This window comes from Bradyrhizobium sp. HKCCYLRH3061, from assembly GCF_051168015.1.
Classification (GTDB): domain Bacteria; phylum Pseudomonadota; class Alphaproteobacteria; order Rhizobiales; family Xanthobacteraceae; genus Bradyrhizobium.
In genome coordinates, this window is the sequence record NZ_JBNPUE010000009.1 from 82,769 (window position 1) to 105,086 (window position 22,318).

The following is a 22,318-nucleotide window of genomic DNA, read 5'->3' on the forward strand; positions in this document are numbered from 1 at the left end:
AGGTTAACGGCGCGTGAGCGAGCGCACATTGCAAAGCAAGGGCCGGGCCAGCGCGATCAGCTCCGCTTCAATTGCAGCCGCCCGACCGCATCGAGGATGAAGCCCCGCGGGAACCAGCGCAGCAGGAACGGTACGATCTTGATGCCGAGCCCGGGCAGCACCACGCGCTTGTCGGCCATCAGGCCGCGGTAGCCGGCCTCTGCCACCGCCTTGGGCGAGACGTTGAGGATCACCGAATCCACGCCCGGTTTGAACCCGGCGCGATCCTGGAATTCCGACGGCACCGGACCGGGGCACAGCACGGTGACCCGGACGCCATGCGGCGCCATCTCCTTGCGCAGCGCCTCGGTGAACGAGATCACATAGGCCTTGGAGGCGTAATAGACGGCCATGCCGGGCCCCGGCAGGAACCCGGCCACCGAGCCCAGATTGAGAATGCCGCCCTTGTTGCGGATCAACTGCTCGGAAAAGCGCAGCGACAGCTCGGTCAGGGCGCGGACATTCACCGAGATCATGTCCAGCTGCTCGGCGCGGTCGAGCTGCACCGCCTTGCCGAACAGGCCGAAGCCGGCATTGTTGACCAGATATTCCAGCTCCACGCCGGCGGCGGCCAGCGCGGCCTCGATGGTCGCCCCGGCGTCGGCGGAGGTGAGATCACAGGGGATCACCAGCGGCGCCGGGCCGCCTTTGGCCGCGATCTCCTGCGCCAGCGCGGCGAGCCGGTCTTCGCGCCGGGCCGTCAATGCGAGCCGGTGCCCGTTCGCGGCAAACACGCGCGCCAATTCGCTGCCGATCCCGGCCGACGCACCCGTTACCAGCGTGACACGTTCACCCACAATCCTGCTCTTCGATCACAATCCACACATCATCCAATAGCGGCGGACGAGAGCATAGGCGGACGGGAACATGCAAGACGCCGCGATCGGCAGTCCTGCACCAGATTGCAGTAATAGTTTCGGATTCACATAGGTTTACATGCAGGGGCGAGGTCCGGAACAAAATTAAAGTTTGTTCATCTCCGGATCACGCCGGTTCCGGCCGAGACAGAGCGGTTCACGCGGGAGCGCCGGACTTGCGCGCCGCGACCCGGTGCTTGATGTCGATGCGGTCATGCGTGGAGATGCCGAGCAGCTCCGAGGCGCGCCAGACCACATTGTCCTCGAACTCGGTCACCTTGCCGTCGGCGAACACCAGCTCCCACATCATCTCGACGATGCGCAGGCGGCCGGCTTCATCGACCTCGCGCATGATCACGCTGGTGAAGCGATAGAGATCGACCGCTTCGCCCTCGGCCAGCATGGCCTGGGCGATCAGCCGGTCGGCGGAGCCGTGGTCGAGCCCGAAGCGCAGCTCGATCAGGCCGTGCAGCTTGCGCCGCTCGATCTCGCTCGGCTCGCCGTCCAGCGAGATCACGTGGATCAGCAGCGCGGTTGCCGCCAGCTGATAGCCGTTGTCGTCGAAGGCCGGGGTTTCGTGCGGCGAAACCACGTCGGCGATGAATTGGCGCAGTCCTTCGAGCATGACGTCCTTCGCTGTTGGATCCCTTGGCGGCCGCAAGCCGGTCGGCGACTGCTCATTATATGCAAATGCCACGCGCCGCCGGCAATCCGCCGCGGCCGGCGCAGCGCATGACATTTCGGTAAGGCCTCAGGGGATTTCGTACACCATCATCCGGTCGGCGATGCCGCGCAGCGCCGCGTGCTTCTGGATCGGCGCGATCTTTGCGCTGCGCAGGATGTCGGCGACGCCCGGGCTCTCGATCACCGGCGCGGTGAGGTGGATCTCCTGCGCGGTCGACAGGCTCTGCACGCGGGCGGCGATGTTGACGGTCTGGCCGAAATAGTCCTGGCGGTCGTTCAGCATCACCGCGAGGCACGGCCCCTCATGGATGCCGATCTTGACCACGAGGTCCTCGGTGCCCCGCTCGGCGTTCAGCCGCTGCATCGCCGCGCGCATGCGCAGGCCCGCGGCGAGCGCATGCTCGGGCTTGATGAAGGTCGCCATCACGGCGTCGCCGATCGTCTTCACCACCGCGCCCTTCTCGGCGTTGATGATCTCCAGCAGCGCGCGGAAATGGGCGCGCACCAGGTCGAACGCCGCGAGGTCGCCGACGCGCTCATACAGCGCGGTCGAGCTCTTGAGGTCGGTGAACAGGAAGGTCAGCGAGGTGATCTTCAGCCGCTGGTCGATGTTGAGATTGTCGGCCTTGAACACGTCGCGGAAGGTCTGGTTGGACAGGATGCGCTTGGCGGTCAGGAACGGCCGGCGCTTGCCGAGGAGATGGTGGAGCGCATCGCCGGCGATGAACACCGTCGGCAGCGTCCGTACGCCGGCCTGATTGTCGAGCGCCAGCCGCAGCGGGCCTGGACGCAAGGTGATCGAACCGGTCGGAGGATGCGTCTTATTGAACAGCAGCCCGAGTTGCTGGCGCTCCCTGGTCGGCTCGCCCTGAACGTCGATGAAATGCGCAGAATGCGTCACCGGCTCGAAGATGATGATGAAATCCGACGGGAGCTGCAGCGATAGCACCGCCTTCTCGCCGGCCGGCAGCTCGAGGGCATCGAGGGTCACTTGCTCGCTCAGCGAAGCAAAGGACTCCCGATCCAGGTCGATGCCGGAGCTCCAGAAGATCAGCTTATAATACTCCCAGAGCGTCAGCGTGTTGGGATCGTGGGCTGCGATGCGCCTGACCTTGGAGGTCACGGTGAAGGCAACCTCGACCTGCTCGTCGACGGAGGGCTCGTAGCCGCACGCGCATAATCCGCAATGGTAATCGTCATGGCGGAGGGATTTCAGCGTGGCGTGCGCATCGAGCACGCCGCTGCAGCCGGGACACAGGACGTTCCAGGTGAGATCGAACAAGCCGATCCGTGCCGCATGGAGGAAGCCGGAGATGACCTGCTCCTCGTCGAGACCTGCGCGCGCGGAGAACTCGAGGGCGTTGATACGGTTGAGCTCGTGATCTTCGCCCGACACGATCAGCCGTATGATCGCGTCGGCGACGGCCGGATGGGCGGTCTGCTTCAGAACCGAAAGCTGGGCCTGGATGTCGCTCATGCCCGGCTAAGATGGGACTTGGCAAACCCGCAAGCAAGTGCCGAGCGTGGCTGCCGCGTGGCGGTCAGACCTCCATCCTGGGCGTGATCTTGAACAGCGGCGACCGGTCCGGCTGCGTCGTCACCACGCCCACCGGCAGCACCGGCGCGCGGTCGACGAGCTCGATCCTGAAGGCGCCGACCAGCCGCGCCAGCGCCAGCACGGCTTCGACGAGCGCGAAATGCGCCCCGATGCAGACCCGCGCGCCGGCCCCGAACGGCAGATAGGCGAAGCGCTCCGGCGGCGGCGCGCCCGGCACGAATCGCTCGGGCTTGAAGGCGTTGGGGGCATCCCACAGCTTCTCGTGCCGGTGCAGCAGCCACGGCGAGATCAGCACGACGTCGCCGCGCTTCACGGGGAACGCGGCGATCCGGTCCGGGCCGCCGGCGGCGCGCGCGATCAGGAACGCGGGCGGATAGAGCCGCAATGTCTCGTCCAGCACGGCGCGCGTGAACGGCAGTTGATCGGGGTCGCTGAGATCGGTCGCGGCGCGCGCCTCCTGCGCCAGCCTGTCCTGATTGGCTGGATCCAGCGCGATCAGATACAGCGCCCAGAACAGTGCGGTTGCCGTGGTCTCATGGCCGGCGAGGATCATGGTCGCGACCTCGTCGGCGAGTTGTGCGTCGGTGAACGCCGCGCCGGTCTCGGGATCGCGTGCCGCGCCCATCAGGTCGAACAGGTCGCGCGGCGGTGCGTCCTCCAGCTTGCCGGCGGCGCGGCGCTCCGCCATCAGCATGGCGACGAAGGCGGTCCAGCGCTTGCGGAACCGCCGGCGCGCGACATCGCGCGGTGTCGGCCAGGACAGCGGCAGCACGATGTCGAGCAGATGCGGGCTGGCCAGCCGCGCGCCATATTCGTAGACGAAATCGCGCAGGGTGGCGCCGTGGCGGCCCATCTCGAACGAGAACATCGTGCGGCCGGCGATGTCGAGCGTCATGCGCTGCATGATCTCGCGCAGGTCGAGCGGCTGCCCGCACTGCTGCCTCAGCCTGGCGACGGTCTCGTCGCTCACCGCGACCATGTGCGGGATGAGGCCGGAAACGGCGCGCGGCGTGAAAGCCGGCGCGAGCGTCCGGCGCTGGTGCTTCCACGCCTTGCCTTCGGCGATCAGCAGCCCCTCGCCGAGCACCGGACGCAGCACGCGGATGGCGCCGACGGTGCGGCCGTAGTTCTCCCAATTGTCGACCAGCACGTGCTTGATCGTATCGGGCGTATTGAGAATGTAGCTGGAGCTGCCGAAGAAGCGGCCGCGAATGATGTCGTCCTCATAGGCGCGCTGGCTCCAGGTCGCGATCGCGTTGTCGCCCATCATCAGCACGCGGCGCAGCGCGCCCATGCTGTCCGGCGCCCGCGGCGGTGTTGGCGGTATCAGCGGCAATCGTGCCTGCGGCAGATAATGGACGTCAGCGGTACTCATTCACGGCCTCTCGACGCTGTCACGAGCCTGGAACCATCGATCGGCTGCATTGCGACCAACCGAGCCCCTGGCTGCAGGCCGCGCCGGGCCGCCGCGCAGGGACGGTCTTCTGCCAGAGGTAACGCTGTCATCTCGCTCGCAATGCGAGAGGGAGAGCGCGATTCCGCGCTCTTCGAGGCTGTGATGTACCATCATACTCCGGCAACTAATTAGTCAGCTCGATCATTGCAATCCTGCTCTCCGATGCTGGCCAAAGACGGGCGGCGATGCGTTCCTCGTTGAACAGTCCGGTGACGCTGCGTCCGACGTCGCCCGCCGGCAGCCGCAATGTCGTTGCGGCATCGGTCGGTATTCCCTTCTGTATGTCGGCAGGTTCCTTGCCGTCGAGCAGCACGATGTCGCGGGGCAGGCCGAAATAGCCGCGCGGCCTGATCATGATGAGGATCGCTCCAGCGCCGGCATCGGCCTTGCCGAGCGGCCGCGCCGCGCGCAGATGCACGACGTCGGACGAACGCGGGAATGGCGAGCGGTAGAAATGCGTGATCGGCGCGCCCGGCGACGTCAGCACGATCTCGAGATAGGACGTCGGATCGACCTCCGCGGGACCCCAGCGTCCGTCGGCGCCGGTCTGGCCGCGATACACCGGCTCGCCATTGCGTGCGCCGGTCTCGCTCGAGACGCGATAGACCTCCACGCTTGCGCCCGCCACCGGGCGATTGGTCGGCGCGCCGCCCGGCGTTGCCGTCACCAGGCCGCTGATCCGCACCTGCGGCTCCGGCTGGATCGCGATCTGTGTCGGCTCTCGGCCGGCGATGAACTTATAGATCTCCCGGAACGCGCGCGGATGGAACGCCACCTCGCGATGGTCGAGCGCGCCGATCACCAGATTGGTCGCGCCTTTCAGCGCCGGCCCCTCGGCCGTGATGCCGGTGGGGACACCGGGCTTGCCGACGAGGCGGCCGTCGGCCTGGGCATATTTGTCGAGGCCATCGCTGCGCAGCGTCAGGAAGGCGGTGCCCTCCGTCACCTCGCTGTCGCCGGCATTCAATCCGCGCAGGAACGGGCCGCGGCCGTTGAATTCGCTGCCGGGGCTATCCTCCCAGTCGAACACGCCATGATTGGGCGTGCCGCACAGCACGGCATGACTGACATCGGCGCCGCCGCCGTTCTTCACCACGTTGCGGATCGCGTTGCCGCCGCGCGAGCTGCCGACCAATGCGATGCGCGCCGCGCCCGTGCGCTCCTTGAGGGCCTTGATCGCTTCGGTCAGCTCGCGGCGCTGATCCTCGGTCGACGAGCGGCTCGGCTGCGCCACGGAATCGTCGTTGCGCGCCAGCGGGTCGGTGAAGTCCAGCGCAGCGAGGCGCGTGCGCGGCACGCCGTCGGATTCCATCCGCCACAGCGTGGTCATCCATAGCGCCGCGTGATCGCCATTGCCGTGGACGAACAGCACAGGCGGCATCTCGCCGGCCGCGGCTGCCGCCGTTTGCGCGCGCGCTGGGAAGGTCAGGCCGCTCGTGAGCAGGGGCAAGGTTCCCATGCTCTTCAAAATGGTGCGGCGCGTCAGATTCATCGGCGGTCTCCCTTTGGTCTTGTTCATGTCGTGTTCGTTGGCCGCGGTCCCTGATGCGAGCGCTCTGGGCACTGGACAGCGGCAGACATTCGCAGGCATCACATAGGTCCGGCCGGAATCAAGCGATAGTTCGATGCGATCTTATCGGAGGCGACCTGGCGACGTGGACGGACCCGCATGAATGCGCCGCAGAAACGTGAGCTGTTCGCGGCCGAGAGCATCGCCGCGCCGCTCCGGCACGCGGTGTTCCGCCGCATCTGGCTGGCGAGCCTGCTGTCGAACCTGGGCCTGCTGATCCAGGCGGTCGGCGCCGCCTGGGCGATGACGCAGATGACGTCGTCGGCCGACAAGGTGGCGCTGGTGCAGACCGCCTTGATGCTGCCGGTGATGTTCATCTCGATGCCCGCCGGCGCGATCGCCGACATGTACGACCGGCGCATCGTCGCGCTGGTCGCGCTCGCGGTGGCGCTCGGCGGCGCCACCACCCTGACGGTGCTGGCATGGTACGGGCTGGTGACGCCCGAGCGCCTGCTGGCGCTGTGCTTCGTCATCGGCAGCGGCATGGCGCTGATGGGGCCGGCCTGGCAATCCTCGGTCAGCGAACAGGTGCCGCCGGAGACGCTGCCGGCCGCGGTCGCGCTGAACGGCATCAGCTACAACATCGCGCGCAGCTTCGGACCTGCGATCGGCGGCGTCGTGGTCGCGGCCGCCGGCGCGGTCGCGGCGTTCGCGGCCAATGCGCTGCTGTATCTGCCGCTGCTCGCGGCGCTGTTCCTGTGGCGGCGCGTGGTGGAGCCGAGCCGGCTGCCGCGCGAGCCGCTCAACCGTGCCATTGTCTCCGGCGTCCGCTACATCGTCCACTCGCCGTCGATCCGGATCGTGCTGATCCGCACGCTGGTCACCGGCATCATCGGCGGCTCGATCTCGGCGCTGATGCCGCTGGTCGCGCGCGACCTGCTGCATGGCGGCGCGCAGACCTACGGCATCATGCTCGGCGCCTTCGGCATGGGCGCGGTGGTCGGCGCGCTCAACATCGGCGAGATCAGGAAGCGGCTGTCGGGCGAGGCCGCGATCCGCACCTGCGCGCTCACCTTGGGCGCGGCCACCGCGGCCGTCGCGCTCAGCACCGCGCCGGTGCTGACGGCGGCGGCGCTCGTCATCGCCGGCGCGGTGTGGATGCTCGCGGTGGCGCTGTTCAACATCGGCGTGCAGTTGTCGGCGCCGCGCTGGGTCGCGGGCCGCGCGCTGGCGGCATTCCAGGCGGCGATCTCCGGCGGCATCGCGATCGGCAGTTGGGGCTGGGGACGTCTCACCGACGCCGCCGGCGTCGAGGTCGCGCTGCTGGCGTCGGGAGCGCTGATGATGGTGTCGCCGCTGCTCGGCCTGTGGCTGCGGATGCCGCCGATCGGCGCCCGCAATGAGGACGGCGAGACCCTGGCCGATCCCGAGGTGCAGCTCGAGCTGACGCCGCGCTCGGGTCCGCTGGTGGTCGAGATCGAGTACCGCGTCGCCGAGGACAATGCCCGCGCCTTCCACGACCTGATGCAGGACGTGCAGCTCAGCCGCCAGCGCAACGGCGCCTATGGCTGGTCGATCGCGCGCGACATCGCCGATCCCGAATTGTGGACCGAGCGCTATCACTGTCCGACCTGGATCGACTATCTGCGTCAGCGCAACCGCTCGACGCGCGCCGAGCGCGAGCTGCACAAGCGCGCGATCGATTTCCACATCGGGGCCGACCCGGTGCGCATCCGCCGCATGCTGGAGCGGCCATTCGGCTCGGTCCGCGCCAAGGAGGACATCGACCGCACCGCCGAGCAGGCGCCGGCCGTGGCGACCGGGGCTCGCAGCGGGCCTTAGTTGGGCGCTTACTGCCCGTGCTCGGTCAGCACCTTGTCGCAGGCCTTGGACAGCTTGGCGCGGTGTTCCTTGAGACAGGCCAGCACCGCCTGGTCGCCGTTGTTCATCACGGCGCGGCAATGCCGTGACACGTCGCGCGCGCACGCGTCCTGACCGGGCTGCTGCTGGGCCGAGGCGGTCGACGCGATCAGCACCAGGGGGATGATCAGTGTGAGTTTGTTCATGACTGGCGCCTCGCTCCCGGCATTGAAGGTTTGGCGGCGCTTTTAGTGCTCACAACCGGGCCTCGCAAGCGCCCCGGTCGCAGCCGGGGCGCGCAGGCGGGAGCCGGAAGCGTTCTCAATTGGCGTCGCCCGCCTCGGCGACCTTGCCGTTGCGCCTGGACAGCTCGCGGTCGAGCACGACGCGGCAGCCGGAGCTCAGCGACGAGCGGTTCTTGATCATGCAGGCGGTGATCGCCGGGATGTTGGGGATCTCGCTGCTGCACAGCCGGAAGGCGTCGCCGGTGCACATCTGCTGCGCCTCGGCGCTGAAGGCGAAGCTCGCGGTCGAGGACAAGGTCGAGACGGCGGCAAGGTTGACGACCGTCAGGACGGCCTTGCGCAGCAGGTTGGTCGAATTCGTCATGGCTGGCTCCCATTGGCGCCGCATGTCGCGGGCCGCGTTTCAATGCGCCCATCATGGTCCGATCCCGCTCGAGCAACCGTGATGCCGGTCACGCCAGATCCGGCGGCTCAACCCTGCCCGGCAGGTTCGGCAGGCCGATGGCCGCGGCGACATGTCGCTCCGGTCAACTGCCGGTCTCGCGCCGGCATCATCCTGGAAATCTTGGCTGATCCTGCCCGTGTTGGCACCGCGTTAAGGATTCGTTGGCACTAATGGAAGCTAATCGAAGGAGGCGGACAGCGTTGCGTCCGCCATCGAGTGTCTCGCGTTTTCGGGAAGAGTAACCATGCGTCATGCGTTAGGCTTGCTGCTGGCCACCGTCGTCGCGGCGTTGGCGATCACCGGTGTCTGGTACTACGTATCGAAGCCCAGCGCCGCCAAGGCCGCCGCGCAGAGCGCAGCGGCGAAGCCCTCCGAGCCGGCGCCGCCTCCGGCGCGCGTTGCCGCCAAGGCCAGCGCGAAGGATGATGTCGAGACCACCGGCACCATTCCCACGCGCACGGCCGCAAGCGTGCCGGCGCCGGTGCAGCCCAGATCGACCTGCGCCAATCCGGACGCGCTCGGCATCTCCCGCACCGTCATGGTCGACACGTCAGGTGGCCCCGGCTTCGGCCTCGACCACTTCAAGCAGTTCGACTTCCTCGCCGACCGCGAGGTGGTGCTGACCTTCGATGACGGCCCGTGGCCGGTCAACACGCCGGCCGTGCTGAAGGCGCTGGCCGACGAATGCACCACCGGCATCTTCTTCTCGATTGGCAAGCACGCGACCTATCATCCGGAGATCCTGCGTCAGGTGCTGGCCGCCGGTCACGTGGTCGGCGTGCACACCTGGTCGCACGCCAATCTCAACGGCAAGAAGATGACCGACGAGATGGCGAAGGAGGAGCTGGAGAAGGGCTTCAGCGCGGTGAAATTTGCGCTGGGCACCAACCCCGCGCCGTTCTTCCGCTTCCCGCAGTTGCAGCACCGGCCGTCGGCGGTGGCCTATCTCGGCAGCCGCAACATCGCGATGTTCTCCTGCGACGTCGACAGCTTCGACTTCCGCTCCAAGGATCCCGACCAGGTCGTCAACACCGTGATGGCCGGGCTCGACAAGAAGGGCAAGGGCATCATCCTGATGCACGACTTCCAGAAGAACACCGCGCTCGCATTGCCGACCTTGCTGCGGCGACTCAAGGCTGGCGGCTACAAGGTGGTCGCGATGAAGCCGAAGGGCACGCTCGACACGCTACCGGAATATGACGCGATGATCGGCCAGGATCCGAAGCTGCCGACCACGATGACCAATGCGCGGCCGATATCGAGCGTGATCCAGACCATCTCGCAGTGATCGCTGCATGACCTCTGCGCGCGAAAGGCCGGGCGTTCGCCCGGCCTTTTTCGTTTGTCCTCTGTTGCCGGCCGCTCACCAATAGATGCCGTGGCGATGCAGCTCGCGGACGATGCGGGCTTCGGTCCAGCCCTTGCGGCGCGTCCGGTCCGAGCGCCCCGATGTCGACCGCCGCGATGATCGCTGCACCGAGCCCGGCTGCGGTGCCGGCGCCGCGGTGGCGGCGGGCTGCGGCGGCGACGGTGCGGCGGCCGGGGCCGCTGGCGCCACCGGTGGCGCAGCGGGCGGGTCGATGGGCTGGATTTGGGCCGCAACGGCCGGCACTGGCGCCGGGGTGACGGTGACCTCGCCGGCTTGCTGGACGTAGGTCGGACGCGGCGCCCGCGCGGCGGCGTCGTTCGACGACAGCGACAGGCTGCGTGTTCCCTCGGCCTGCGCGACCGTGGCGGAGGCGAGCACCATGGCTCCGATCAGGATCATCTTGCGCATCGAGTAAGCTCCCCTTTGTTGACTGCGGGAACGTTTAGGCGCCGGCGTGGCGGTCCGATGTGACCGCCGTCACACTCGGCATTGCGCGCGCGAATGGAGCCGGATGCCGGCACACTGCAGTGCGGATCGGCGCACCATCTTTCTCGAAACCTTTTCCAGCGCCGCGGCGATGTCCGTTCAGGACGAGGGAGCTCGGGACGAGCCCTCCGGAAGTCCACCGGCTGCAGCGCTTGGGCGGTGAGCACCGCGGCGGTCGGGCAGATTCGGCGTCTGCTACCAAATTACCGTCACGAGGAGGTGGTCCATGGTGCCGGTGAGATCTCCGTCTTGAGGTATGATCGTATGCCCATGTACTGTTCGTTGGTGCTGTTCAGAAGATTCGCCGAATCCGATAGGGAGAGTGATCGATTCGCGGGAAGGATGCGCGCATGCGCCGGGTGATCGTTGCACTGTTCTTGGCGGCCGTGACGCCGCTGACCGCCAGCGGGCAGGGCCCGGCGCAGTCCGGCGACAATGTCGAGGAGATCTACATCGCGCGGAGCGTGCGCCAGGGCCGTGTCGTGCCGTCGGATTTCTGCGCGCCGACCAAGACCGGCTTCGCGCCGGCGCTGGAGGACCAGCTATCGATCCGCTCCGTCGGGGTCCGGCCGGCTGACGGCCGCATGACCGAGACCGGCGACAAGAGCATTGGCGAGATGCGGGTCTGTATCGGTCAGGCGATGGATCCGACCCTGCTCGGCACCTACACCGAAGGCCAGCTCAACGGCATCGCATTCACCGGCATCGGCGACTGCCGGCTGGTGCGCGGCAATCTGCCGGAGGACGGCCTGCTCACCCACCGCTGCTTCCTGGCGCTGTCGGGCTTGCCTGAGCCGTATGTCGGCGGCTTCCTGGTCTCGAGCTCGCTGTATTCGAAGACGCCGTTCGGCACGGAAAGTTCGCCGCCAGGCTACGCCCAGGCCGGCATCCTGATCATCCGCCTGTGGAAGAAGCGGCTGCCCTGAGGCAGCCGCCTTCGATCGCCGTCCCGACCAGCGCTCAGGCCGGCGAGAAGGTCTGCACGAAGGCGCGCACCGTCGCGGACACCTTGTCCTCCGAGACGTGCCAGGCAGCGCCGTCGTCGGCGGCGAAGAAGCTCGACGCGTTCGAGCCGGCCCAGCGGAATACCTCGAACGACGGCCAGTACCAGATGTCCGCGAGGTTGGAATTGTTGACGACCTCGTGCGCGACCAGCCGCATCGTGCTCTTCGACAGGCAGTCGGCCTGCACCACCGATTCATATTCGAACGAGGTCAACAGCGGCACCGGCGACACGGTGACGATCACCTTGATGTCCGGCCGGATGCTGCGGATGAACTCGATCAGGTAGAGGACGTTGTCGACGTTCTCCTGCACGCTGGCGGTGCGGAACTTGTACTTCTCCGCCAGCGCCCGCGAGTTCAGCGCGGTCGGCCGCGGTAGCACGAAGGCGCCGGTCTCGCGGTCGAAGAACGCCGCGGCGACGCCGAGCGTCAGGATGAAGACGTCGGCCTGCTTGATGACCGCCAGCGTATTCTCCGGGCTCGATCCCGGCGGCAGCAGCTCGACGATGCGCTCGCGGATCTCCGGATCGATCTTGGCGCCGCGCAGCCAGTCGACGAACACGCGGTTGGCGAAGGTCGTGTTGATGTACTCCGAGATCTCCATGTGGTGGCTGTTGTAGCCGCTGTCATTGAGGCTCTTGGAGAGGTTGCGCGCGAAGCACGAGCCCATGGTGAAGAAGCGCGTGCTCTTGTCGAGAAACTTTGGCGCGGCGGCGAGGTTCACGGCGATGTGGCTGGTGATCAGCGTCTGCAGGTCGCCGAGGAAGTCCTTGGTCTCCGGATAGCGGCCGACCTTGGCGCGGCCTGCCTTGGCGTCCTTGACCTTGCCCTTCTTGGCGTTGGTGCGCGAAAGCTCCAGCGTCTCGCGGTTGAGCGGGTTGTCGTAGGCCGGGTTCAGCTTGATCGCCTTTTCGAGCGCGGCGACAGCCTCCTCGAACTCGTTGTTCTGGGTCAGGATCTCGCTGAGCGAGAAATAGTCGGCGGCCTCGTTGGAGGCTGCCGCGAGCTTGCGGAACAGCTCCATCGAGCGCGTGAAGGGGCCGACATGGCTGCAGCGCACGGCCGCGCTGCGGATCAGGTGCAGATTGCCTTCGGTGGCCTGCTCGAAGATCTCAGGGTTCTCGTCGAGGATCGCCAGCATCATGTCGCGCGCCTCGGCGCGCTTCTTGTGCGAGCCGTCGTCGATCAGCTGCGCATAGATGAAGCGCGCGTTGATGTCCTTGGGGTCGAGCTCGAGCAGCTTCTGGAACGCGAGCTGCGCGCTGACGAAATCCTTGTCCTCGATATATTTGTAGGCGAGCGTCCGGATCTGGCCGACGATCGATTGAAACTGCGTGTGGCTGTCGAGGGCAGTGGCTGTCGTGCTCATGTCGAAGGGCTCGCCTTGTGTCTCGTTGCGTCGATCCGGCCTGCCGGCCGCCGGAGCCGGGCATCGCCGCCTAAAAGGCCTGTTCGTCACGCGCGCAGGCATCGCACGCCGCGCGCATTCCGCTTCGACCATGACCTTTGCTACTAATCGTCTGCGGCCTGGCCGTTGACGTACGCCGAGCGCAGCCGGCATTGCGGATATCGAACGTAAAAACACGGGTCCGAAACGCCGCCAGTGCGGGAACTTTCCCCGCAGCTCGCGCCGACGATGGCGCGATTTGGGTTAAGCAATTGTTAACCGGGGAACGCAGACGTAAAGGTTTGAGAAACGAGGCTCTGGACGCGGATCGCTCAAACGCCCGGCTCACGAAGGAGCTACGCTCGGCACGTTTGCCACTTCGGGCCATCCCGCGGCTGTGCCAGGCGTAGCCGCACGGGCGAAGCGTGGCGCTCCAAAAGGGTGTCACACTCTAGGCAGCATCCTGCTGCCCTCGTCTGCGCATGTCGGAATTATGGTGACAGTGCCCTTTCAAAATATTTGGCTCGATGGTTTCCTGCGTTGCATTGCGGAAGGGCAAGCGGGGCGCAATGACGAATGTTCTTCTGTTTCTGATCCTCTGCGTTCTGCTCTTCGGAGCTGGAGCGGTGCTGGCGGGGTTGAGCTGGCTCGCGGCGATTTTTGCGTGTCTGCTTGCCGTTGTTCTGATCGTTGCCGTCGGTGGGCGGATATTTCGCAGCGCGCATGAGGAGGTGTCGACAGCTCGCCGAAATAATCAACCGTGGCTCTACCTGATTGTCGGAATACCAGCCGTGGTGGCCAATCTTGTTGTCGTGCTGCTTGCATGGGGTCGAGGCATCAAGTTGGAGCAGCTCCCGTACTACTGGGTACCGGTCGCGATGATGCTAATCGCGGCGTTAACGCTGGCAGCTGAGACCGCGGGCACATGGGTTCCTAAGATGCCGGGGGCGCTCGCCGGCATTTTCGGGGGCTGGGGTAAGCTCCTCATCGCACCAGTTTTCGCGCCGCTCGGCAATTGGAGGTCCACACGGGCGCTGGGACCTGAGCGGTTGGGATTCATTGCCGCCATAGCGTCGACGCTATGGACGTTTGTCGTCGCCATCGTTCTTTGGTGGCTTGCTGTATTGCCGATCCTATTTGCTTCGGTCTTGGTCTACGAGGCGATCCGATAGACGATGGCGGCTTAAGGCTGGTCGCCTGAAAGCGCCCACGGCACAGTAGAGAGGTTCAACGCCTCGTCCCCCACCCCTCAGAGCGCCAAGACAAGCCCCGTAACTTGGGCTTTCGCTTTCACAGGCTTCCAACTCTGCGAGGATATTCGCCGGGTGAGCCAGGTGATGGTTTTGGGTTAGCTCGAACTTATCAAGAAGTTGCTGAGCCAAGGTTACGTCGTGGCAGCTTCGACGAAGCGCGATGCGCTCCTCCTGGTCGGCAATAATCCGCATACCTAGGGCAATGCGCCGTTCGGCCTCAGCCAAGTGCAGTAGCTGCATTGCCCGGTCCATGGCGCAGTCTAGCATCAAGAACAAACCCCATAACCCGTCTGAGCTTTTTCCTCAGAGATCACCAGTTTTCTCGCTTTCCAACTTCCTCCGGGGGTTGTGAACGTCTAACCTCGCGCCGAATTGTTGGGGGACTTCATGAAGCTAAGCAGTTTTTGGGTCCAGAATTTTCGATCAATCGAAGACAGCGGCTGGATCAACGTTGGTGATCTTACAGCTTTGGTAGGTCGGAACGAGAGCGGTAAATCCAACCTGCTGCTGGCGCTCGCGTCGCTTAATCCGCCCGGGGAAATGCAGCCTCTGAACCCCGTAAAGGACTTTCCGCGGAGTCGTAGGTTAGAAGACTGCAAGAACAATACTCCCGTTGTGTGGACGTGGTGGGAGCTCACGCCGGAAGAAACTGAGCAGATCACCCCGCTTCTGGGCCCGCTAAAGAGGGTTGCCGTGGGCCGCCCATACGGTGCTCAACTCTGGACCGATTTTCAAACGCAGCCGCCAGCCCTCGTCTCCAAGAAAGCCGCGAGCGCCCTGAAACGGCTGAAACCGGTTCTTGAGCCGAAATGGCTCGCTGTTGAGGGTGAGCCGAAGACCCATTGTATCAACGCATGGACAGCGCTCGAAACCGCCAACACGACAGCGGAAGCAAAAGCTTGGGCAGCGGCAGTTGCCCCAGCAGCGACCGCTGTGAGAAAAACCCTTGGGGCGGCTGGTATAATGCTCGATGACGCCCAGGACGAACTACTGACCGAGGTCGAGGATCACGCTGCGGAAATCACTGGCTATGATGGGAAGTTGCTGGAGGCGCGAAAGCTTGTTTTGGATTGGCTGCCCCAATTCATCTACATCGCGGATTTTCCCGAATTGTCTGGACATCAAGACTTACAGGCTTTCGTCGAAGCCCGCGGAAACAACCCGTCCACAAAGGAAAGTGAAAACAACTTCGAGAAACTCGCCAAGGTCGCGGGGTTCAAACCGAATGAGTTGTACGAAAAACGCACCGACCACGAATTAAGAGGACAACTCCTTAACCGCGCTAGTTCACTTGTGACAGGTGAGATTCGCCGACTCTGGAAAGACCGGCAACTCATGGTCCGCATCGATATCGACGGGCCTCACGTTACAGTTTTGATTTCAGACCCGAACGCCCAATATCCCGTTGAAGTGAATCTAGATGAGCGAAGCCGCGGGTTTAGGTGGTTCTTCGCCTTCTACATCACGTTTTCAGCCGATACTCAGGGCGGTAATGCCGAAGGAGCAATCCTTCTCCTCGACGAGCCGGGGTTATACCTGCACGCTAAATCCCAGGAAAACCTCCTCAAGCACTTCCGTGAGGACTACAAAAACCAGATCATCTACACCACCCACTCTCCCTTCATGGTCCCACCGGACGCCATCGAGATTGTGAGGACGGTCAACATCGACGAAAAGACCGGAACTAAGGTCACCAACGTTCCGACAGGCGACGCCAGAACGCTGTTCCCCCTTCAGGCGGCTCTGGGCTACCAGTTATCTCAAACCCTTTTCGTAGGTCACTCAAACCTCATCGTAGAGGGCGTGACCGACTTTTGGATACTATCTTCCGTAAATGCCCACTGCTCCGCGGCGGGCGTCCCTGCGCTGCCCGAGGAACTGACCATCACCCCTGCCGGCGGTGCTGGGAAAGTCTCCTATATGGCCGCTCTTCTGGCGTCAGAAGAATTAAACGTTCTTGTTCTTCTGGACGATGATCGCTCCGGCCGTGAGACCCAGAAGGATATCGTCAAAAACAAATTGCTCAGAGAGACAGCCGTGCTCTTTGTAACGGAGGGGTTCGATCCAAAACCTTCCGAGGCTGATATTGAGGACCTTATAGAACCGGCGGTTTATGAAAAGCTGGTAGCAGACACATACAAGACGGAATTAAAGGGAAAGAAGCTCGCGCTAAACGCCAAAATTCCTCGCATAGTCAAGCGATACGAGGAGGCATTTGCTGCAATAGGGTTAGAGTTCTTCAAAACGCGCCCTGCCCGAGAATTCATGTCGTTGGTGGGATCAGAACCAGCCAAGGTTTTGACACCGGACAGCATCAAACGCTTTCAGGCAATCTTTAAAACATTGTCCGATCGATATAGCAAAATGAAAGGCTCAGCCCCCTTCAAGTGAAGCGCTCCAATACTCGCTTCAGCAAGGCCGCCCGCTTCGACACCATCCCGGTCGCTGCTCTATCACGCGCCCTACCAGAACTTCAGCAAACGCCATGGGACCATCTCGTGCCCGCCGAACACGACGGCCAGCCCGAGAATTAACGCCACCACGGGCCGAGCGTAGACTGCAAATGCGAGGGGACGGCGGATGGCTTCGATGGCCTTCGCCCCTTTGGCCGTGACGCTGGGTGGCCAGAACTTAACATTCAGCTCGGGGTCACTCATGGCGCAGCTCTCCATAATTCTTCGAGCTGGCTTCTCGGGGGCGATTCCCTTGTGCCAAATGATTTTCTTGGCGCGCAAGCGGAAAGCACGGACAGATTTGCCCGCCGTCTTCGATTAACAGCGTTCGATGACTGACAGGTCTATGCAGGATCAAGGCCCCCGCGCTCTTAAGCGTGGAGCGCGTTTCAAGCGGATGTGAAGACATAGGCACAGCTCTCCATTTGAAATCTTGAGAGCTGATTCTCGGGGGGATTTAGGTTTGTCCCTCACCGTTCCGTTGGCCGCAAGCGCAAAATGGTCCTGCTAACCACGTTAAACCGGCAGGTGGATTTCTCCTGGATTGAGTGCAGTTAGCCATTGACACCCATCCGAATCAAAACTCTGTGCAGCTAGGCCGCCGTTTGGGCGCTCTCCCTTCGAACATCCATGCTAGCCCCGACCGCGGAGTTACGGTGACGCTGCACTTTTCTTCCGCGTACTTCTAACTGGCGAAGGTCAAGTAGAGACCGCTCGGCGTGCTCGTGAAGAAAGTCGCCTAGGCCATGAATTACATGGCGACCTACTGTAAACGATCTCTCGCCCGCCCGTATGGAGAGAGCGCAAGCGATCGATTCCGAATACCCGAAAAACTCTTGACGCTACCCCCAAATCAGTGATCTTATCCCGCCATCCTGCTTCGCCGAGAGGGGCGTATCGCGATCGTCACGGCACGTGAGGCGGGGATGCGGTGGCCGCGGCTTTGTCAGGCGCTTTTGCGCGACGACTGACGAGGTGCGGACGGCGAAGTCGCGTGGTCCTGGCGCCCCGATGCTGGCGTCAAGGTCGCGGCGTTCATGACGAGCGCTGCGGGCGACGGGGGCAAGACAGCCGGTCCCCGGGGAGATCGCGTATAAGCCGTAAAGCCATCGCGCGGGGAAGGCCGGATGTTCGGCCGTACCTGTGGTTCTGCCGCGTGCTTTTTTGCTGCACGCGGACCGCGGGTGCGACCAGCACCCGGCCTTCCCCGCGCCCTCTCATTCAAGAGGACGCCAGATTGCAGCAGAACTCGGGCCGAACCGGCCGCGAGGCTGCGGTGGCATGGGCGCGAGCAAGGCTGCGACGAGCGGCAGGCTGTTTGACAGAGTGGATTGGGATCAGAAAGCGGGCTTAGCGGCAGCACCGGGGGGCTCAAACGCCCGGCTTCGCCAACGGGCTACGCCGGGCACGCTTCGCCCTCCGGGCTACGGCGGCTGCGCCACGCGTAGCCCGTAGGGCGAAGCGTGGTGCCGCAAGAGGGACTCGAACCCCCGACCCCGTCATTACGAATGACGTGCTCTACCAGCTGAGCTATTGCGGCGAACCATAGCGGCGAGCGCCCGGCACGAGGCCTGACGACGCGAACGCGCTCCTGATATCGGGCGGACGGCCCGTTGGCAAGGACAACGCGCGCCGCCGCGGCCCGGAATCGAACCGGTGTGGCCGGGAACAGCGGGACGGCCCTCAGCCGCCGAACCGTGACCAGAACCCGCGCCAGCCGCCGGCCTGCGCCTTGGGCGCGATCTGCTCGGCGAACTCGTCGCGGGGCTGGTCGTCGTCGTCGACGCCCGGATCGTCCGGCGGCCGCATGATCGGGACGATCGCCTGGATCGGCGTCTCCGCCGGCCGGGCGAGATCGTTGCGGGTGCGGAACAGCGGCGTCGGCGCGGTCGCCGCGGTCTCGGCCGGCTTGGCGGCCACCGCGTCCGGCTCGGCCTCCGTGTCCGGCTCGGCTTCGGTCTCGGCGGGCTCCGCGGCCTGCAACGGCGGCGCCGGCTCGGCGGCCACGGCCGTGGCTTCGATCAGCTTGCCGTCCTCAGCCGTGTCCACAGGGATATCCACCGGCTTGTCGACAGGCTTGTCCACGGCCTCCTCGACCGGTTGTTCGGCCTGCTCGGGCTCGGTGGCGACCACCGGCCGCGGCGGCTCGTTGTCCTGCACGGCCGGCGTGATCACCACAGGTTCGCTTGCGGCCTCGCGCGGTGGCGCGACTGCGGCCTCGGCGACGGCCGGACGGACCGGTGGGGCCAGCACGGCCTCGGCGAAGGCCGTGCTCTCGATCACGCTGCTGCGCTCCGAGGGCAGGCTCGCCACCGGCGTCTGCCACTGGAAGGCGTCGAGCCGGCCGGTGACCGGCGAGATCGGCTGCCAGCGGTCGCTGACATAGCCGTCCGCGGTCCAGGCCGGGTCGTGGCGGGCGCGCACCGCGCGCAGCGCCCATTCCCGCGCCTTGCCGGCATCGCCATGCTCGGTGCGCTCCAGCTCGGCCATCAGCATCGCCACGCGCTGGGTCGGATCGTCGGTGAACGGCGCCAGCGCCGCGCGGGCGCGGCCGAACTCGGCGGCGTCGATCGCCGCGCGCGCCACCGCCAGCGCGCCCTCGACATGGCCGGGCGTGCGCGCGGCGAGGTTCTCCACCCGCGCCAGCCGCTGGGTTGCGGAATCGCCGAGCCGCACATGGGCGTAGGCGTCGGCGAGCTCCGGATGCGGGCCGGCGGCCCAGGCCGCCTCGATGATCTTCATCGCGCGCCGCACCTGATGCGCCTCGCTCTCGAACTTCGCCGCCAGCACCGCGGCCGGCACCAGGCTCGGCGCCAGCTTCACCGCCTCCATCGCGCTCGTGCGCGACAGGTCGCGATCCGCAGTCTCCAGCGCCAGCGCGCGCGCCGTCAGCAGCACGCCGCGCTGGCGGCGGTAGGTCGGCTTGTCGATCATCCCGGCGGTGTAGTTGCTGTCGAGGATCGCCAGCGCACCGTCCCAGTCGGCCTCGGCGCAACGGAAGCCGAGCACGGCATGCGAGGCCCAGGTGGCGTTGGGCGCCAGCTTGAGCGCCTCGTCGGCGATCATGACCGCGGCGTAGGCGTCGTCGGCGCGCTGCGCCTCGATGAACAGGCCGCGCAGGCCGAGCAGCCTGGTGTCGTGACGCTCGGCCATGGCGCGGAAGGCGCGCCGGGCGCCGTCGCGGTCGCCTTCGAGCTGAGCCGCCTGGGCGTGCAGGAGAAGCGTCAGCGGATCGTCGCCGGCCAGCCGCCTGGCGGTGTCGGCGTGCTGGCGCGCCGCGGTCGAATCGCCATGGCCGATCGCGAGCAGGCCGTGGGTGATGGCGTGCCGGCCGCGCTGATGCCGGCGGGCGCGATGCGCCTTGCGGATGCGGCCGGGCGCCCGCAGCAGCGCGCTGATCAGGTTCCAGACCAGCACGCAGGCGGCGATGGTCAGGCCGAGCGCGAGCACGAACACCGGCAAGGTCATGGCGATCCGCCACGGACCCCAGTTCAAGACGACGTCGCCGGTCTGCTCGGCGACCCAGGCCGAGCCCGCCGCGGCGAGCCCGACCAGGATGAGGAAAATGACGATCCGGAACATGTGCGTCCTTGGGCGTCCTATTGCGCGGGTTTGGCGAGCGCGGTCATCGCGTCGTCGGCGAATTTGCGGGCGGTCGACAGCGCGGCGTCGCGGGCGTCGGCACGTGCGAGCCAGTCATTGGCGGGAGCGCGATCCTCCGGCGAGAGACCCTTCAGCTCGCGGCGCGCCTCGGCGAAGTCGTTGCGCAGCGCCGCCGCGGTGATCCGTGCCACCACCGCGCCGCGATCGGTGCCGGCGCCGTCGGTGCGCTCGACCTTGACCAGGCTCGAGGCGCCGGCCGAGAGCTTGCTGAGGATCGAGGTTCCCGTGGTGCTCTCCGGTGCCGGCGGCGAGAGCTTCGGCACGATGGTGAGCAGCTCGCGGCTGAGCGCCGCGGGGCTCGGCACGCCGCTGGTGGCGAAGACCTCCAGCGGCTTCAGCGCGGCCGGATCGGGCGCCAGCGACTTCGCCGTCGACAGCGCCGGCCCGTAGGGATCGCCGTGACGCACGGCGACGTCGAGCAGGGTCGCGGCGACCACACGGCGCAGCGGCGCGTCGTCGGTGGGCTTGGCAGCCGCGGCCTCGGTGATCTTGCGGCTCTCCTGCGCCAGCGCCGCGCTCTGGCTCTTGCTCGCCTGCTCTAGCGCATCGATGCGGGCGGTCAGGCCGGAGAGATCGACCGGCTCGGGTGCGGGCGCCGGCGCGGCGCCGTCGCGCGGCTGCGCCCTGACATCGTTGAGCGCGGCCACCGTCTTGTCAGCCTGCGCGCGCAGGCCGGCGATATCGTTGCGCAGCGCTGCAATCGCCTTGTCGGCGGCATCGAGCCGCCCGGTCACGGCGCCATCCGGCTTGCCGATGCGCTGCTCCAGCCCGGCGACGCGGGTGGCGAGCGCGTCGACGGCGGACGCCTGCGGTGAGACGGCCGACGGCGGTACGACCTGCGGCCAGCCCAGCATCCAGCCGACGCCGATCACCAGCGCGGCCGCGGCCGCGCCGGAGAATGGCGCGATGATCCAGGGCGAGACCGGGCGGGGCGGCGGGAGCGGAGGAAGCTCGGCGCGCGGCGGCTCGGCCGCGGCGACGGTCTCCTCGGGCGTCTCGCTGGCAGCAGATTCCGGTTCGGTGTCACCGGCGCCATGCGGATGCGACTGGCTCGCCGCGCCCGACGACCCCTCGGCCAAGGCTTCGGCCGGCGCGGACCATGGCGAGGCGCTCGGCCGCTCGGCCGCGCTCTCGCTGGCCGACGGGCGCTCCTCGCGCGAGGTCGGCTCCAGGTCGATGGTCGGCGGTGGCCGTTTCGGCCGCCCGGTGTCGGAGGCCGGTGCAGCGGTGTCGGGTTCATCGACCATGGTGGAAGTTCCCTGGCTGAGGCAAGATTGAGCAGGCCCTCTTACGCCATTCACGACCGTAGCGCACGGGTCAGGCCCTCCAGCATGTCGTTTTCATCCGGATGCGCCGCGATTGTGACCTGGGTCGCGCCAGCCTCTCGAAGAACCTCGGCGACATTGGCCGACAGGCAGGCATGCGGCACCGCCAGCGCCGAGATTTCGACGCCGTCGGCCCGGATCGCCGCCACGAACGCCGCCGCGCTCCGCCGCGAATAATGCAGCACCGCACGAATCGCGTTTGCCGCGAACGCGTCGCAGACCTCGCGTGGCAGGCTGGTCACCTGTGCCATCCGATAGACGGTCTGCGTGACCACGTCGTAGCCGCGTGCGGCGAGCTCGGAGGCGAGATCGCGCGAGATATCGGCGCCCGCAAGATAGAGCAGGGTGGCCCCGGCGTCGACGACGCCGCCATTGGCGATCAGGTCGCGCAACGCCGTCGCATCGCCCGCGGCCGAGATCACCTGCGTGAAGCCGGCGTCGCGTGCGGCCGCCGCGGTCTGGTCGCCGACCGCGAACAGCGGCAGGCGCAGCAAGGCGGACGCTCCGAGCTGCGGCGCGGCCGCGCGCAGCGCGTTCGATGACGTCACGATCAGTCCGGCGGCGTCGCGGCCGGCGTCAGGCGGCAGCGCGACCGGCTCGAAGCGCAGCATCGGCGCCAGCAGCACGTCGAAGCCGCGCGCGCGCAAAGCCGCGGCGGTGCGTTCATTGTCGGGGGCGGGACGGGTCACCAGCACGGCCATGTGCTATGCTCCCGTCGAATACG

18 protein-coding genes and 1 tRNA gene are annotated in these 22,318 nt (G+C 66.2%); 5 read left to right on the forward strand and 14 right to left on the reverse strand.

Annotated features, from left to right (window positions below; genetic code table 11):
* Window positions 1-56: 56 nt before the first annotated feature.
* The 5 genes from ACQR2C_RS16440 to ACQR2C_RS16460 all read right to left on the reverse strand — a co-directional run bounded on the left by ACQR2C_RS16440 (window position 57) and on the right by ACQR2C_RS16460 (window position 6,086).
* Complete coding sequence (locus ACQR2C_RS16440) at window positions 57-836, reverse strand: SDR family NAD(P)-dependent oxidoreductase (RefSeq protein ID WP_315800818.1); 780 nt, start codon at window positions 834-836, stop codon at window positions 57-59.
* A 217-nt stretch (window positions 837-1,053) separates the two neighbouring features.
* On the reverse strand, window positions 1,054-1,521 hold the full coding sequence (locus ACQR2C_RS16445; RefSeq protein WP_315800817.1) for a TerB family tellurite resistance protein: 468 nt from the start codon (window positions 1,519-1,521) through the stop codon (window positions 1,054-1,056).
* Between the two features lie 126 nt (window positions 1,522-1,647).
* The gene (locus tag ACQR2C_RS16450; RefSeq protein ID WP_434881628.1) at window positions 1,648-3,057 is read right to left on the reverse strand and encodes an adenylate/guanylate cyclase domain-containing protein; all 1,410 of its coding nucleotides are present in this window, start codon (window positions 3,055-3,057) and stop codon (window positions 1,648-1,650) included.
* 64 nt (window positions 3,058-3,121) lie between these two features.
* Window positions 3,122-4,513: a cytochrome P450 gene (locus ACQR2C_RS16455; protein WP_316180196.1), complete on the reverse strand. Its 1,392-nt coding sequence runs from the start codon at window positions 4,511-4,513 to the stop codon at window positions 3,122-3,124.
* A gap of 205 nt (window positions 4,514-4,718) precedes the next feature.
* The gene (locus tag ACQR2C_RS16460) at window positions 4,719-6,086 is read right to left on the reverse strand and encodes a hydrolase (RefSeq protein ID WP_434881629.1); all 1,368 of its coding nucleotides are present in this window, start codon (window positions 6,084-6,086) and stop codon (window positions 4,719-4,721) included.
* 177 nt (window positions 6,087-6,263) lie between these two features.
* Between ACQR2C_RS16460 and ACQR2C_RS16465 the strand changes: the two genes are divergently transcribed.
* The gene (locus ACQR2C_RS16465) at window positions 6,264-7,946 is read left to right on the forward strand and encodes an MFS transporter (RefSeq protein WP_316180198.1); all 1,683 of its coding nucleotides are present in this window, start codon (window positions 6,264-6,266) and stop codon (window positions 7,944-7,946) included.
* A gap of 8 nt (window positions 7,947-7,954) precedes the next feature.
* On the opposite strand, the gene ACQR2C_RS16470 is transcribed toward ACQR2C_RS16465, so the two are convergent.
* Complete coding sequence (locus ACQR2C_RS16470) at window positions 7,955-8,170, reverse strand: cysteine rich repeat-containing protein (protein ID WP_315800812.1); 216 nt, start codon at window positions 8,168-8,170, stop codon at window positions 7,955-7,957.
* A gap of 115 nt (window positions 8,171-8,285) precedes the next feature.
* Entirely contained in the window at window positions 8,286-8,573 is a 288-nt protein-coding gene (locus ACQR2C_RS16475) for a hypothetical protein (RefSeq protein ID WP_434881630.1), read from the reverse strand.
* A gap of 325 nt (window positions 8,574-8,898) precedes the next feature.
* Here ACQR2C_RS16475 and ACQR2C_RS16480 point away from each other — a divergent pair, with 325 nt between their 5' ends.
* A complete protein-coding gene (locus ACQR2C_RS16480) occupies window positions 8,899-9,942 on the forward strand; it encodes a polysaccharide deacetylase family protein (protein ID WP_434881631.1) in 1,044 nt (347 codons plus the stop codon).
* Window positions 9,943-10,017: 75 nt separating this feature from the next.
* Here the strand turns inward: ACQR2C_RS16480 and ACQR2C_RS16485 are convergent, their stop codons facing one another.
* Window positions 10,018-10,431 (reverse strand): hypothetical protein, encoded by a 414-nt coding sequence (locus ACQR2C_RS16485; RefSeq protein WP_316215470.1) that lies wholly within the window; start codon window positions 10,429-10,431, stop codon window positions 10,018-10,020.
* A gap of 428 nt (window positions 10,432-10,859) precedes the next feature.
* On the opposite strand from ACQR2C_RS16485, the gene ACQR2C_RS16490 reads away from it, so the two are divergent.
* Entirely contained in the window at window positions 10,860-11,435 is a 576-nt protein-coding gene (locus ACQR2C_RS16490) for a hypothetical protein (protein ID WP_434881632.1), read from the forward strand.
* Between the two features lie 34 nt (window positions 11,436-11,469).
* On the opposite strand, the gene ACQR2C_RS16495 is transcribed toward ACQR2C_RS16490, so the two are convergent.
* Window positions 11,470-12,882 (reverse strand): GSCFA domain-containing protein, encoded by a 1,413-nt coding sequence (locus tag ACQR2C_RS16495; protein ID WP_316180208.1) that lies wholly within the window; start codon window positions 12,880-12,882, stop codon window positions 11,470-11,472.
* 587 nt (window positions 12,883-13,469) lie between these two features.
* Here ACQR2C_RS16495 and ACQR2C_RS16500 point away from each other — a divergent pair.
* Together ACQR2C_RS16500 and ACQR2C_RS16505 are read left to right on the forward strand one after the other, a co-directional pair.
* Window positions 13,470-14,072, forward strand: coding sequence for a hypothetical protein (locus ACQR2C_RS16500; protein WP_316180210.1), 603 nt, complete (start codon window positions 13,470-13,472; stop codon window positions 14,070-14,072).
* Between the two features lie 468 nt (window positions 14,073-14,540).
* Window positions 14,541-16,544, forward strand: coding sequence for an ATP-dependent nuclease (locus ACQR2C_RS16505; RefSeq protein WP_316180212.1), 2,004 nt, complete (start codon window positions 14,541-14,543; stop codon window positions 16,542-16,544).
* Between the two features lie 71 nt (window positions 16,545-16,615).
* On the opposite strand, the gene ACQR2C_RS16510 is transcribed toward ACQR2C_RS16505, so the two are convergent.
* The 5 genes from ACQR2C_RS16510 to ACQR2C_RS16530 form a co-directional block, all read right to left on the reverse strand.
* Window positions 16,616-16,810, reverse strand: a complete 195-nt coding sequence (locus tag ACQR2C_RS16510) for a hypothetical protein (protein ID WP_316180214.1) — start codon at window positions 16,808-16,810, stop codon at window positions 16,616-16,618.
* A 1,260-nt stretch (window positions 16,811-18,070) separates the two neighbouring features.
* Window positions 18,071-18,146 (reverse strand) — tRNA-Thr (locus ACQR2C_RS16515).
* A 143-nt stretch (window positions 18,147-18,289) separates the two neighbouring features.
* Entirely contained in the window at window positions 18,290-20,188 is a 1,899-nt protein-coding gene (locus tag ACQR2C_RS16520; protein ID WP_434881633.1) for a heme biosynthesis HemY N-terminal domain-containing protein, read from the reverse strand.
* A 17-nt stretch (window positions 20,189-20,205) separates the two neighbouring features.
* On the reverse strand, window positions 20,206-21,516 hold the full coding sequence (locus ACQR2C_RS16525) for a COG4223 family protein (protein ID WP_434881634.1): 1,311 nt from the start codon (window positions 21,514-21,516) through the stop codon (window positions 20,206-20,208).
* Window positions 21,517-21,566: 50 nt separating this feature from the next.
* The gene (locus ACQR2C_RS16530; protein ID WP_315800788.1) at window positions 21,567-22,295 is read right to left on the reverse strand and encodes a uroporphyrinogen-III synthase; all 729 of its coding nucleotides are present in this window, start codon (window positions 22,293-22,295) and stop codon (window positions 21,567-21,569) included.
* Window positions 22,296-22,318: the final 23 nt, after the last annotated feature.